The sequence below is a fragment of the Pantoea sp. SM3640 genome, assembly GCF_015654165.1.
GTDB lineage: Bacteria > Pseudomonadota > Gammaproteobacteria > Enterobacterales > Enterobacteriaceae > Pantoea > Pantoea vagans.
The window spans coordinates 2,818,694-2,831,665 of sequence record NZ_CP064872.1; the positions used below are offsets into that span (position 1 = coordinate 2,818,694).

Sequence of the window (12,972 nt, forward strand, 5' to 3'; positions counted from 1 at the left end):
TGCGGAGGTTGTATGATAACTGTCATTCCTGCCCTGATTATTCTGGCACTGGTGGCGGTCTGGGCGACCGTCAAGATCGTGCCACAAGGTTTTCAATGGACGGTTGAGCGCTTTGGCCGTTATACCCGCACGCTACAGCCAGGATTAAGTCTGGTGGTACCGTTCATGGATCGCGTCGGTCGCAAGATCAACATGATGGAACAGGTACTGGATATCCCCTCTCAGGAGATCATCTCCAAAGATAACGCCAACGTCACCATTGATGCGGTCTGTTTTATTCAGGTCGTTGACCCGGCGCGTGCCGCCTATGAAGTCAGCAATCTTGAGCAGGCGATTCTGAACCTCACGATGACCAATATGCGTACCGTGCTGGGCAGCATGGAGCTGGACGAAATGCTGTCACAGCGCGACAGCATTAATACCCGTCTGCTGCATATCGTGGATGAAGCCACCAATCCGTGGGGCGTTAAGATTACCCGCATCGAGATTCGCGACGTGCGTCCACCGCAGGAGCTGATCGGCGCAATGAATGCACAGATGAAAGCGGAGCGAACCAAGCGCGCCGATATTCTGACAGCCGAAGGGGTACGACAGGCGGCGATCCTGCGCGCTGAAGGGGAGAAGCAGTCGCAGATCCTCAAAGCGGAAGGTGAACGTACCTCGGCGTTCCTGCAGGCAGAAGCCCGTGAACGTCAGGCTGAAGCGGAAGCTAACGCCACTAAAATGGTTTCGGAAGCGATCGCCGCGGGAGACATTCAGGCTATCAACTACTTCGTGGCGCAAAAGTATACCGATGCGCTGCAAAAAATCGGTGAAGGCACTAACAGCAAAGTCGTGATGATGCCGCTTGAGGCAAGCAGTCTGCTGGGGTCGATCGCGGGCATCGGTGAACTGCTGAAGGAATCGCGTACCGAGTCGAAACGCTGATGCTGATGGAAATCATCGCGCATCCGCACTGGTTCTGGCTGACGCTGGGTGGATTACTGCTGGCGGCTGAGATGCTGGGCACCAGCGGTTATCTGCTGTGGAGCGGGCTGGCGGCAGTTATTGTCGGCATCTTTGAGTGGCTGGTGCCGGTGAGCTGGACGACACAGGGGTCACTCTTTGCCGTGCTGACGCTGGTCTGCGTCTTTCTGTGGTATCGCTGGATGCGCCACCGTGAAACGCGTCAGACGCCTAATGCCCTGAACCAGCGTGGCAGCCAGATGATCGGGTTGCAGCTGACGCTGGATACCGCGCTACATAACCGCACCGGGCATATACGCATCGGTGACAGCAGCTGGCGAGTTGAGGCGGAGCAGGATCTGCCTGCGGGCACGCCGGTCGTCGTGGTCGGCATTGAGGGGATTACTCTGCGAATTCAGCCACGCTGACCGCAGCACCCGGCCAGATTATTGATAATCGGGCACTCTGCGCTCTCATCGCCCGGACAGGCGTCCGCCAGCGCCAGCAGACGAGCGCGCATGGCGTGAAGCTCTTCAATGTGCGCCGCAATTTCATCGGCTTTCTGCAGCGTACGGGCTTTTACATCGGCACTGTGTCGCGAGGGATTATTAAACAGCGCCACCAGCTCGCGGCACTCATCCAGCGTAAAACCCACCTGCCGCGCCTGACGTAACAGGTTCAGTTCATCCAGATGGTGACCGTCGTAATGGCGGTAACCATTTTCACTGCGCAACGGCGGCGTCACCACGCCTTTCTCTTCGTAGAAACGAATCGCCTTGCTGGTCAGCCCGGTCTTTTTCGCCACATCGCTGATGTTCATTTTCGTCCCCTTGACCTTCCCCTTGATGGAAGGTTTATGCTTAAGCATGAATCGAAACTGACCAATCGGTCAAATGGGATCACAAGAGGAGTTGATTATGTCACACACTATTTCTCTGGCACTGGACGGCTTGTCCTGCGGCCACTGTGTCAAACGCGTCAAAGAGGCACTCGAGCAACGCGACGATGTTGATCAGGCTGAGGTGACCCAACAGGAAGCGCAGGTCTCCGGTCACGCGGATGCGACTGCACTGATCGCCACGGTTGAGCAGGCGGGCTATCACGCGACGCTGAAAACGGCGGACGCGTCCCCAAAGTCTGAACCGTTGACAGCATCGGAGCCGCCGCCGGAGGCGCTGACAACGGAGATCCCTTCTCATCCGGCAGAAAAAACATTACCTGCCCACGTGCTGCTGATTGAAGGTATGACCTGCGCCAGCTGCGTAAGTCGGGTGGAAAAAGCGCTACAGCAGGTCACAGGCGTCAGCCAGGCGCGGGTCAATCTCGGTGAGCGCAGTGCGCTGGTGCTGGGCAATGCTGACCCGCAGCAGCTGGTCGCTGCCGTTGATGCCGCGGGTTATGGCGCGCAGGTGGTGGATGACGAGCAGGAGCGACGTGAGAAGCAGCAGCACAGCGCCCGCAGCGCGATGCGGCGTTTCAGCTGGCAGGCGGCTATTGCGTTAGCCTTTGGCGTGCCGCTGATGGTCTGGGGCATGGTGGGCGACAACATGATGCTCACCGACCATAACCACGGCATCTGGCTGACACTGGGCGTCGTGACCCTGCTGATCATGGTCGTGACCGGCAGCCACTTTTATCGCAGCGCCTGGCGCAGTTTACGTAATGGCAGCGCCACCATGGATACGCTGGTGGCACTCGGCACCGGCGCGGCCTGGATTTACTCCTTTAGCGTGGTGCTGTGGCCCGACTTTTTCCCGCCGCAGGCGCGCCATCTCTATTTCGAAGCCAGTGTAATGATTCTGGGCCTGATCAATCTGGGGCATGCGCTGGAGCAGCGCGCGCGTCAGCGATCGTCCAAAGCGCTGGAACGACTGCTGGATCTGACACCGGCTCAGGCGCGGCTGGTCGATCCCCGGGGCGACAGGCTGATCGCGGTCAGTGACGTCCAGCCCGGCATGACGCTGCGGCTGGTCACCGGCGATCGGGTGCCGGTCGATGGCGACATCACCACAGGGGAAGCCTGGTTTGATGAAGCGATGCTCACCGGCGAAGCGGTGCCGCAAAGCAAAAGTCCGGGTGCGGCGATCTTCGCCGGCACCCTGGTGCAGGATGGCGCGATAGAGTTTATCGCCCGGGCGACCGGGAATCACACCACCCTGTCGCGCATTATCCGGCTGGTGCGTCAGGCGCAGAGCAGCAAACCGGATGTGGGCCGCCTGGCCGATCGCATCTCCGCTGTGTTTGTGCCGGTAGTGGTATTAATTGCGCTGCTCAGCGGCGCAGTGTGGTACCTGTTCGGGCCGCAGCCACAAATCGCCTACATGCTGGTGATCGCGACAACCGTCCTGATTATCGCCTGCCCCTGTGCGCTGGGACTGGCGACGCCGATGTCGATTATTGCCGGTGTTGGCCGTGCCGCCGAGCTGGGCGTACTGGTGCGCGACGCCGATGCCCTGCAGCGCGCCAGCCAGATCGACACGCTGGTGTTTGATAAAACCGGCACCCTGACGGCCGGAAAACCGCAGGTCAGTGAAGTGCTGGTCTGGGGTAATGCCAGCCGTGAATCGGTGTTAACGACTGCGGCTGCGCTGGAGTTCGCCTCAGATCATCCGCTGGCGAAAGCGATTGTCGCCGAAGCGAAGCTGACTCAGCCAGCGTCGTTAACGCAATTTCGTACAATACGCGGCAAAGGGGTCAGCGGTAGTCTGGATGGCAGAGCGCTGCTGCTGGGTAACGCAGCGCTGTTGCAGGATAACGGCGTCGACTACCGGGCGGCAGAAGCAGCGATCACGCGCCTGACGCAACAGGGTGCCACGCCGGTATTACTGGCGGAACAGGGGCAACTCACCGGGCTTATCGCGCTGCGCGATCGGCTGCGTCCTGAAAGCAGTGCAGCCCTTAAGCGACTGCATCAGCAGGGTTATCGCCTGATTATGCTGACCGGCGACCATGAAAGTACCGCACGCGCCATCGCTGCCGAAACCGGCATTGATGAAGTGATTGCAGGCGTATTGCCTGAAGGCAAAGCGGCTGCAATCGAACAGCTACAGCAGCAGGGCCGTCGCGTCGCGATGGTCGGTGATGGCATCAATGACGCACCTGCACTGGCGCAGGCGGATGTGGGCATTGCGATGGGTGGCGGCAGCGATGTGGCGGTAGAAACCGCGGGTATTACGTTGATGCGCGCCGATCTTAACAGCGTGGCAGATGCGTTAGCGCTCTCTTCCGCGACGCTGCGCAATATCCGGCAGAACCTGTTTGGCGCATTTATCTATAACAGTATCGGTATTCCGGTAGCCGCGGGCGTGCTCTATCCGCTGACCGGCACCCTGCTCAGCCCGATTGTGGCAGGTGCGGCGATGGCGCTCTCCTCCATTACCGTGGTCAGCAATGCTAACCGCCTGCTGCGTTACCGGCCACCGCGCCAGTAATCGCCGTTTCAGCGCTGTTTTTCACGCTCTGAAGTCGCTAGCATGGGGTTTTGAATCGGCAAAGGACCGGGAATGACAGGCAACATCTGGCGCTCACTGCGCGGCCTTATCAGCCAACTTTTTCCCGCCAGTTACCGCTGGCCTGCGCTGGATGTCCGGATTGGCAATCGTCAGCTGCATCTGGTGGGCAGCATCCACATGGGAACGCGTGACATGCAGCCGTTGCCCGCTCGCCTGCTGCGGCAGTTGCAGCAGGCGGATGCGCTGATTGTGGAAGCGGATATTACCCAGGGTGGCTCACCCTTTGACCATTACGGCGATCGTCCTGCGCTCTCTGAACGACTTGAGAGCAGCGCGATGCAAACGCTCACCGCACTGTGTCAGGAGATGAGTCTTACGCTTAGCCTGCTGGATAATCTGCCTGCCTGGCAGGTGGCGCTAATGTTACAGGCTCAACAGGCACAGAGACTGGGATTACGGCCTGACTACGGCATTGATTATCAGCTGTTGCAGGCAGCGAAAAGCCTGAACAAACCCGTGATTGAACTGGAAGGCGCTGATGCGCAGATCGCCCTGCTGACCGCGTTACCGGATGATGGCATGGCGCTGTTACAGGATACGCTGCTGCACTGGCACACTAATGCACGACTGCTGCAGATGATGGTGAGCTGGTGGCTTGATACGCCGCCACGCCAGCCGGAAATCACCCTGCCCGCGACGTTCAGTCAGGCGCTGAATGATACGTTGATCGGTCAGCGTAATGCGCAGTGGTGTGACCGGCTGCAGGGGTTGGCGGCGGGAAACTATGTGGTTGCGGTGGGTGCTTTGCATCTTTACGGCGAAGACAATCTGCCTGAGATGCTGAAGAAGCCCTGAAAAAAAGAGAGCCGATAAGTTTATCGGCCCGTCAAAGAGGAATTTGTTTATGATTTTGGTTATCGCTCAGCAATCAGATTGCTGGCGCGCGGCCAATTTTACGCAAAGAACAAAATTTCGCCACCTTTTTCAATGATTCTGCGCAATAAGATTTTTCTTAGTAAGGAACCTGTATGACGCCCGCCGTAAAATTGCTGGAAAAACAAAAGGTCAGCTTTATTCTGCATCCTTATGAGCATGACAGTAACGAAACGCATTTTGGTGACGAAGCGGTCCGCAAGCTTAATCTTGATGCGCGCCAGGTCTATAAAACGCTGCTGGTGGCACTGAATGGTGAGGCGAAACAGCTGGCGGTAGCGATTACGCCGGTATCGACCCAACTCGATCTGAAAAAGGTGGCAAAAGCGCTGGGCGCGAAGAAAGCGGATATGGCCGATCCGCAGCTGGCACAGCGGGTTACCGGCTATCTGGTGGGCGGTATCAGTCCGCTGGGGCAGAAAAAGCGTCTGCCCACGGTAATCGATGACTCTGCCAGCGCGTTTGACGCCATGTTTATCTCTGGCGGCAAACGGGGCCTGGATATTGAACTGGCGCCTCAGGATCTTTCACGCCTGCTGGACGCGCCGTTTGCGGATATCGCCCGCCACGACTAAACCCGCGGCTGGGCGCACAGCTGATCGATCATCCAGCGCCCCGCCGGACCGGGCGGCGTTCGTCGTGACCAGACGACTTCAACGGCGATGTGCTGTGGCCAGCCCGACATCGACAACTCTTTCAGCACGCCATGCCCAAACTGTTTCACCAGCCAGCGTGGCAGAATCGTCCAGCCAAATCCCTGCTCCGCCATCTCCAGCAACAGTAAATAGGTGGGCGCTGACCAGATGCGACCCATGGGCGCGGGTTCATGCGCCTCAACCCAGGTGTTAAGTCGCAGATGCCGCACGCTTTCCAGTTCGCTTTCGCTCAGGGTATCAGGCTGTGCCAGCGGATGATCGCGATGTAAAAAGACCGCCATCTGCGCTTCAACCTGCAGCCGCGCTACTGCGATATCAACCGGCAGATTGGGCTGCGCCCGCACGACGCCCAGATGTACCCGCCCGGCCTGCAGCAGATCCAGGACATCCCCATCTTCAGCAATCATGACTTCCAGTTCGATCTCCGGATAACGGGCATCAAATTGCCTCAGCAGATGTTCATGATGATCGGTTTGCCAGAAATCGGACATGGCAAAACTGAGCCGGGGTTCAACGCCCTGCGACAGACGTATCGCCAGCGCATCCAGCCGCTCGCTGGCCGACAGAATCTGCTGAACCTGAGGAACAACCCGGCGTCCCTGCTCGGTGAGGATCGGCTGACGGCCCGTGCGGTCGAACAGCTCAAAGCCGAGGTCATCTTCTAAATTTGCCACCGCTGCGCTGATGGTGGACTGACTTTTACCCAGCGCACGCGCGGCCGCCGAAAAGGAGCCACTCGCCACGGTCTGCATAAACGCCTCAAGGGATTCCGGGGAGTATCGCATCTGTTCCATCGCTTTTTTCGATAGGTGTTCATTTTATCTTAGCATTCTGACATGTGAAAATGCGCCGCATTATTGAAGGAGAACAAACAATGCGTACCCGCTCACTTAAAGAACGTATTCTTCATGCTGTCTGCTTTGAAACGCTGGCGATTCTGACCGTTTCGCCGCTGGCAGCATGGATCATGAATAAACCGCTGTTTCAGATGGGCTCGCTGGCGATCATGCTTTCTACGGTCGCGATGCTATGGAATATGATTTACAACAGCGGGTTTGATCGGATCTATGCGCCAGGCCAGAAACGCGGTCCGGGCGTGCGCGTGTTACATGCGCTGGGATTTGAAGGGGGATTTATCCTGATTGGTCTGCCGATCGCCGCCCTGATGCTGGATATCACCCTGTGGGAAGCTTTCCTGGTCGAAGTGGCCTTTTTCCTCTTCTTCCTGCCTTTCACCATGGCTTACAACTGGGGGTGGGACAAACTGCGCGAGCGCTGGATCAGACGTCACCCCTGCCGGGCATAAGAAAAACGGGAGGCGCAAGCGCCTCCCGGTCAGTTCAATGCGTGGCGGCTGTTTCGTTCCCCCACGGCCAGATCCACGCCAGAATCATTTTGGGATAATTACGCTTCCGTGCTTTCTCTGCTGCCTCATCCCGCGCCCGAATCTGCTCATCGGTCAGATGTACGATCTCGCCTTTCGGCTGATAGTCACTGGCTTTAACCGGTGAATGCGCCTTAATAAAGTCGCGCAGCACCTGCGCATCGACTGCTCCGCTGTTGACGTACCCGGCATGATTATCCAGACGCGGATAGCCGTCGCCGCCCGCCGCATTAAAGCTGTTGGTCGCCATGCGATAATGCTGCGTATCTTCAATCGGTTTGCCGTTAATACGGACGTTACTGACATCCTTTCCGTCGGCGGTCAGGCTGATACCGGCAAACTGGGCATAGCCACCTGAGTCAGGCTGAATATTGGCGACCCCATCCAGATATTTTTTGATCTCTGCGCCGGTCAGGCTGACCGAGACTACCTGGTTGCTGAACGGCTGGACCTGCAGCAAATCACGCCAGCTCAGCTTGCCCGATTTCAGCGAGGTGCGAATACCGCCGCCGCTCATCACCGCAAAATCGGCTTTAGTATGCGTCATCTGGGCGCGCAGAATCAGCTGGCCGAGATTGGTCTGCTCAAACCGAACCTGCTCTTTTTCACCGCTGAAGTCGCCGTCAACGCTGCCAACACTCAGGGTCAGCTTCGCCTCTGCCCGCTTCTGAAACGGCATCAGCAGCTTCATCATCGCGGTATTTTTCGGGATCTCTTCCTGCCAGGTGAGCCAGGTTTCACTGCCATCTGCATTCTTTACCTGATGTTTGAGGTTGACCGGCACCAGCTGATAAGCCTCCAGCGACACCTCTCCATTACGGAAGGTGAAGTCGCCACGGCCGACATATTTGCCCCACTTGTCGGCCTGCATAATCCAGATGCCGTTCTGCTGATCGGGTTTGCAGGGCTGGCCGGGCTGATAATTTTTAACGCTGACGTTCTCTTTTTCCATGCAGACCGCATCATGAGAATGTCCACCCACAATCAGATCGATTGTGCCGGCAGGCAGGCTGCGGGCCAGAGTAACGTCATCGATGCCGTTGCTGCCATGCTTACCGTCGTCATAGTGGCCAAGGTGAGTCAGCGCGACAATCACGTCCGGCTTCTCGGCGGCACGCAGTTCAGCAACCGCCTTCACCGTCTCCGCGACAGGATCGCGGAACTCGGTATCTTTCAGCCCAGCCGGGTTAGCCAGTTTTGCGGTGTCCGGGGTAATTAACCCGACGACAGCGATTTTCAGCCCGAGACGGTTGAATACCGCCCAGGGTTTAAACAGGCGCTGATCGGTGCCTTTCTGATAAACGTTGGCGGCCAGCAGCGGGAATCGCGCCCACTTCTCCTGCTTGCGCAGAACCGCAATCGGCTTGTCGAACTCATGATTGCCCAGCGCCATCGCGTCATAGCCAATCAGGTTCATCGCGCGAAAATCGGGTTCAGCATCCAGCTCGTCGGACTCCGGCACGCCGGTATTTACATCACCGGCAGAGAGAATCAGTGCGCCGCCGCCTCTGGCCTGGACATCGTAGCGCAGGGTATCCATCAACGTTTTCTGCGCCGCCAGACCATATTCGCCCTGCGCATTAAACCAGAAGTGGCCATGCTCATCGTTGGTGTGCAGCAGGCTGAAGCGATAGGTGCGATCGGCCTCGGCGGCCTGTGAAAATAGCGGCATCAGGGCCACCAGTAGCGCCACACCTGCCCCTGTCCATTTTGATAACAACACGGTGATTCTCCTTAATTTACTTTCTGGCCCGATTATTTGCCGCTTTGCCCCACTGTGTCGCATATTCCCCCGGCGAACTCAAGGCCAATGCACATCTGCATGCATGCAGGTGCTCACGCTTTTCGTCTCTGCCTCCCCTTTGCAGAGCCGCAGAGTGACACCCGTGCAACAGCGGGCTATCGTGCCAGCCCGGGTCCGGTTTCTCACGGCTGAGCAGGAACAGGCAGTAAACCATGTTGTTAACCGATTGTTTACTGCTGCAAAAGTGCCGCTGGCTGGCTTTACACCCTCTGCGCGCGCATTTATCCCTTATTCATCCCAGAGCGGCGTAATTTACCGAAGCTAATTTTTATTTATCCGGCCCTGTTTAAAGCGTCAAATCAGCCAATATTATGGATAATGGACAAAAACACCCTTTCGATTGTGTTTTCGACTTTTTTTCATGATTTTTTAAGGTATTCCCGCAAATTGCTCAGCGAAAGAGGTGATTTTGTTTTAAACTCATTTGTTACAAGCGGATACATTTGTATACAAGGAGACAGGCATGCATCACACCACACCGTTGATCACTACCATTGTCGGAGCGCTGGTTCTGGCATTTCTCCTTGGGATGCTGGCAAACCGCCTGCGTATTTCGCCCCTCGTTGGCTATCTGATGGCCGGCGTGCTGGCTGGCCCCTTTACGCCCGGCTTTGTCGCAGATACCAATCTGGCCCCTGAACTGGCAGAACTCGGCGTTATCCTGCTGATGTTTGGTGTCGGCCTGCACTTCTCAATGAAAGACCTCATGTCGGTAAAGTCGATCGCCATTCCCGGTGCCATCGCGCAGATCGCAGTCGCGACGCTACTGGGAATGGGATTGTCATGGACGCTGGGATGGTCGTGGATGACCGGCCTGGTGTTTGGTCTCTGCCTCTCTACCGCCAGTACCGTGGTGTTACTGCGCGCGTTAGAGGAACGACAGCTGATTGACAGCCAGCGTGGACAGATAGCCATTGGCTGGCTGATTGTCGAAGATCTGGTGATGGTGCTGACGCTGGTGCTGCTGCCAGCCATTGCGGGCATGATGGAACAGGGCAACGCCAGCGCCGGACTGCTGGCCTGGGACCTGCTGTGGACCATCGGCAAAGTCGCTGCGTTTATGGTGCTGATGATGGTGGTGGGACGCCGTGCAGTGCCCTGGATCCTCGCCCGCAGCGCCGCCACCGGCTCACGCGAACTGTTTACGCTGGCGGTGTTAGCGCTGGCATTGGGCATCGCCTTTGGGGCCGTTGAATTCTTTGATGTTTCGTTTGCGCTGGGTGCTTTCTTCGCCGGTATGGTGCTGAACGAGTCGGAACTGAGCCACCGTGCCGCACGCGATACCCTGCCGCTGCGTGATGCGTTTGCCGTGCTGTTCTTTGTTTCGGTCGGCATGCTGTTCGACCCGTCGATTCTGGTGACACAGCCGCTGGCGGTACTGGGCGCGCTGGTGATTATCGTGGTGGGCAAGTCGGTCGCCGCGTGGCTGCTGGTGTCGCTGCTCGGCCATTCGCGCCGCACAGCACTGACCATTTCGGTCAGCCTGGCGCAGATTGGTGAGTTCGCCTTTATTCTGGCCGGTCTGGGCATCTCGCTGGGTCTGCTGAGTGATGAGGGCCGTAATCTTGTGCTGGCCGCCGCTATTCTGTCGATTATGCTTAACCCGATTCTGTTTACCCTGCTGGAGCGTTTCCTGGCCAAAACGGAATCCATGGAAGAGCAGACGCTGGAAGAAGCTATTGAAGAAGAGAAGCAGATCCCAGTGGATTTCTGCAATCACGCAGTGATTGTGGGCTATGGCCGGGTTGGCAGCCTGATTGGTCAGAAGCTGCTTGAGGCTAATGTTCCGCTAGTGGTGGTTGAAAACTCCCGTACGCGGGTCGAAGCGCTGCGCGAACAGGGCATCAAGGCGGTGCTGGGGAATGCCGCTCGCGCGGACACCATGGAACTGGCACGGCTCGACTGCGCCCGCTGGCTGTTACTGACCATACCGAATGGCTACGAAGCGGGTGAAGTGGTGACGGCGGCGCGTGAAAAACATCAGAATATCGAGATTATCGCCCGCGCTCACTATGACGATGAGGTGGAGTACATCATGGAGCGTGGTGCTTCGCGCGTGGTGATGGGTGAACGTGAGATTGCCAGCAGTATGCTGCAAATCCTGCAGGATGAGATGACGCAGGGCGAAGATTTACAGCCCTGCGACGTCGTGCGCTAATGCCTTTTTAGCAAGGCCTCGCAGGCTACTGATATATCAAAATCAGGGTAAATTTTACCGCAACGAATAAACTCAATGCGCAGGGAACATGGGCAGAGGAGGAAAGCGTCCCGCGCCATGGACGGTGCGGGCCGAGCGGCCAGGGATGGTTTAAGCGCCTTTCCGATCTGACCGTGTTCCCTTAGCAGGCCAGATCTCACCGCTAAACGAGCCAGACGTTGCCAGTCATCTAAGGCCCTTCTGTTCAGAAGGGCCTTTTTTACGCCCTGAGGCGACCCGCGTTACCGATCCCAGTAAGACTCTTCCAGACTGTCTTCGCGCTCCGGCAGGCCGCGGGTTAAACGCGGTGAATGCTGATTCAGCACCTGATAGCTGACGCGGTTGGCATACTTACACACCTGTGCCAGCGACGAATAGGTCAGATACGGACGCGCATGTTTACTGGAGTTCGGCACATTCAGGCTGTGATAGTTGTTAGCCGTAATGTCATGCAGCAACGCCGCCAGCGCGCCATCTCCGGCGCCATTGGTGTTCATGATCTTTTCCGGCCCGCCCATATAAGGCGCGATGTGCGAGAAGATGCGCAGCGGCTGCTGGCAATCCTGCTGACGCATCACGCGGCTGAACTCATACTGGTTGAATTCCGCAATCGCGCCAGGCAGCAGCGGATGGTTGGTTTTACGTTTGAACTCGTCTTCGGTGTAGCCCGCCATATAAAGCCCAATCGGGCCAGCGGTGCAGAGCACCAGATCCACCCAGTCCAGCGCCATATTGGAAGCAAGCAGCGGATCGGATTCGCCGGTCAGCGCCAGCGCTTCCTCCTCGTTCATCGCCACGATGCTGACGTGCTCGCGCAGGAAATCCCGCCAGAACTGAGGATTGTCGCCAATCACATGTTTGGTGCCCAGCGTCAGCACCACCGGCACGTTGTGGCGTTTGGCATATTCAATCGCCTGTAACGTTGCCTGCGGCATGGGTTCACCTTCGGCGCAGCGCACCAGATAGGAGGTCAGCACCAGCGCAGACGCTCCAGCAATCACTTCTTCCGGCACATTATCCGGATGCAGCTGGTTCATCTGGCCGGGGCTGATCGCGAAGGTTCGCTCTCCATGTTCGCCAATCAGCGTAAAGCAGCGGCCAATAGCGCCATCAACGCCCTGCAGATAGTTAAGATCGACCCGGCTTGAGGTGTTGCAGAGATAGCGATAGGCGTAGCCGCCAATCTGGATATTGTTGCACATCACGCCCAGCAGCACGGAGCGGTCATCGGCCAGCACCGAGAAGTTGTGCAGCGTGTTACCAATGGTGCCACCGGCAAACTGATGGGTGATCAGCGCATCGCGCATCAGCTCGTTGTACAACGCTTCCGCGACGGCATTATCGATAACCAGCGAGTGCCCGGCACTCAGGCCGTAACGGGCGAGAAAGTCGTCATCGACTTTGGCTTCGATATCCACCAGCGTCTGGTCGATACCCACCACCCAGCTGCCAGCATCTACATCGTGCTGAGCGGGCTGTAACAAGGGATCGCGTGCGCTGACGGGAAAGTAGTGTTTGGATTTGCGTTTGCCGGGAAATTTCATCGGGAATGCCGTCTGGAAAAACAGGCGGAGAATGATATCACACTCTCCGCCTGCGCT

At 57.5% G+C, this 12,972-nt stretch carries 11 protein-coding genes; 7 read left to right on the forward strand and 4 right to left on the reverse strand.

The genetic code is table 11. The features are described from left to right. The first annotated feature begins 12 nt into the window (after positions 1-12). Together IV493_RS13195 and IV493_RS13200 are read left to right on the forward strand one after the other, a co-directional pair. Positions 13-927: an SPFH domain-containing protein gene (locus IV493_RS13195; protein ID WP_013357039.1), complete on the forward strand. Its 915-nt coding sequence runs from the start codon at positions 13-15 to the stop codon at positions 925-927. Then, positions 927-1,373 carry an NfeD family protein gene (locus tag IV493_RS13200; protein WP_013357038.1) on the forward strand — a complete coding sequence of 149 codons (447 nt, stop codon included), beginning with the start codon at positions 927-929 and terminating at the stop codon, positions 1,371-1,373. Before IV493_RS13195 ends, IV493_RS13200 begins: the two co-directional genes overlap by 1 nt. Here the strand turns inward: IV493_RS13200 and cueR are convergent. Further along, positions 1,361-1,765 (reverse strand): Cu(I)-responsive transcriptional regulator, encoded by a 405-nt coding sequence (gene cueR / locus IV493_RS13205; protein WP_033731796.1) that lies wholly within the window; start codon positions 1,763-1,765, stop codon positions 1,361-1,363. The two genes, IV493_RS13200 and cueR, sit on opposite strands and share 13 nt — an antisense overlap. Positions 1,766-1,862: 97 nt before the next feature. On the opposite strand from cueR, the gene copA reads away from it, so the two are divergent. The 3 genes from copA to ybaK all read left to right on the forward strand — a co-directional run bounded on the left by copA (position 1,863) and on the right by ybaK (position 5,905). After that, entirely contained in the window at positions 1,863-4,376 is a 2,514-nt protein-coding gene (gene copA / locus IV493_RS13210; protein ID WP_195857272.1) for a copper-exporting P-type ATPase CopA, read from the forward strand. A 72-nt stretch (positions 4,377-4,448) separates the two neighbouring features. Then, a complete protein-coding gene (locus tag IV493_RS13215) occupies positions 4,449-5,252 on the forward strand; it encodes a TraB/GumN family protein (RefSeq protein ID WP_033782219.1) in 804 nt (267 codons plus the stop codon). 173 nt (positions 5,253-5,425) lie between these two features. After that, positions 5,426-5,905 carry a Cys-tRNA(Pro)/Cys-tRNA(Cys) deacylase YbaK gene (gene ybaK / locus IV493_RS13220; RefSeq protein ID WP_033782216.1) on the forward strand — a complete coding sequence of 160 codons (480 nt, stop codon included), beginning with the start codon at positions 5,426-5,428 and terminating at the stop codon, positions 5,903-5,905. Here ybaK and IV493_RS13225 read toward each other — a convergent pair. Beyond that, complete coding sequence (locus tag IV493_RS13225) at positions 5,902-6,771, reverse strand: LysR family transcriptional regulator (RefSeq protein ID WP_041457183.1); 870 nt, start codon at positions 6,769-6,771, stop codon at positions 5,902-5,904. The genes ybaK and IV493_RS13225 overlap by 4 nt on opposite strands. An 89-nt stretch (positions 6,772-6,860) precedes the next feature. On the opposite strand from IV493_RS13225, the gene IV493_RS13230 reads away from it, so the two are divergent. Further along, the gene (locus IV493_RS13230) at positions 6,861-7,292 is read left to right on the forward strand and encodes a multidrug/biocide efflux PACE transporter (RefSeq protein ID WP_013357032.1); all 432 of its coding nucleotides are present in this window, start codon (positions 6,861-6,863) and stop codon (positions 7,290-7,292) included. 34 nt (positions 7,293-7,326) lie between these two features. On the opposite strand, the gene ushA is transcribed toward IV493_RS13230, so the two are convergent. Continuing rightward, positions 7,327-9,042 (reverse strand): bifunctional UDP-sugar hydrolase/5'-nucleotidase UshA, encoded by a 1,716-nt coding sequence (gene ushA / locus IV493_RS13235; RefSeq protein ID WP_230300010.1) that lies wholly within the window; start codon positions 9,040-9,042, stop codon positions 7,327-7,329. Positions 9,043-9,637: 595 nt separating this feature from the next. Here ushA and ybaL point away from each other — a divergent pair. Next, positions 9,638-11,332, forward strand: a complete 1,695-nt coding sequence (gene ybaL, locus IV493_RS13240; protein WP_013357030.1) for a YbaL family putative K(+) efflux transporter — start codon at positions 9,638-9,640, stop codon at positions 11,330-11,332. A gap of 281 nt (positions 11,333-11,613) precedes the next feature. Here the strand turns inward: ybaL and IV493_RS13245 are convergent, their stop codons facing one another. After that, on the reverse strand, positions 11,614-12,915 hold the full coding sequence (locus tag IV493_RS13245; RefSeq protein WP_013357029.1) for an inosine/guanosine kinase: 1,302 nt from the start codon (positions 12,913-12,915) through the stop codon (positions 11,614-11,616). Positions 12,916-12,972 lie beyond the last annotated feature (57 nt).

What these genes read in the sequence shown, in the direction of transcription:
- IV493_RS13195 (WP_013357039.1), top strand. Translation starts at nt 13, where the DNA reads ATGATAACTGTCATTCCTGCCCTGATTATTCTGGCACTGGTGGCGGTC.
- IV493_RS13200 (WP_013357038.1), top strand. Translation starts at nt 927, where the DNA reads ATGCTGATGGAAATCATCGCGCATCCGCACTGGTTCTGGCTGACGCTG.
- cueR (WP_033731796.1), bottom strand. Translation starts at nt 1,765, where the DNA reads ATGAACATCAGCGATGTGGCGAAAAAGACCGGGCTGACCAGCAAGGCG.
- copA (WP_195857272.1), top strand. Translation starts at nt 1,863, where the DNA reads ATGTCACACACTATTTCTCTGGCACTGGACGGCTTGTCCTGCGGCCAC.
- IV493_RS13215 (WP_033782219.1), top strand. Translation starts at nt 4,449, where the DNA reads ATGACAGGCAACATCTGGCGCTCACTGCGCGGCCTTATCAGCCAACTT.
- ybaK (WP_033782216.1), top strand. Translation starts at nt 5,426, where the DNA reads ATGACGCCCGCCGTAAAATTGCTGGAAAAACAAAAGGTCAGCTTTATT.
- IV493_RS13225 (WP_041457183.1), bottom strand. Translation starts at nt 6,771, where the DNA reads ATGCGATACTCCCCGGAATCCCTTGAGGCGTTTATGCAGACCGTGGCG.
- IV493_RS13230 (WP_013357032.1), top strand. Translation starts at nt 6,861, where the DNA reads ATGCGTACCCGCTCACTTAAAGAACGTATTCTTCATGCTGTCTGCTTT.
- ushA (WP_230300010.1), bottom strand. Translation starts at nt 9,042, where the DNA reads ATGCCGCTATTTTCACAGGCCGCCGAGGCCGATCGCACCTATCGCTTC.
- ybaL (WP_013357030.1), top strand. Translation starts at nt 9,638, where the DNA reads ATGCATCACACCACACCGTTGATCACTACCATTGTCGGAGCGCTGGTT.
- IV493_RS13245 (WP_013357029.1), bottom strand. Translation starts at nt 12,915, where the DNA reads ATGAAATTTCCCGGCAAACGCAAATCCAAACACTACTTTCCCGTCAGC.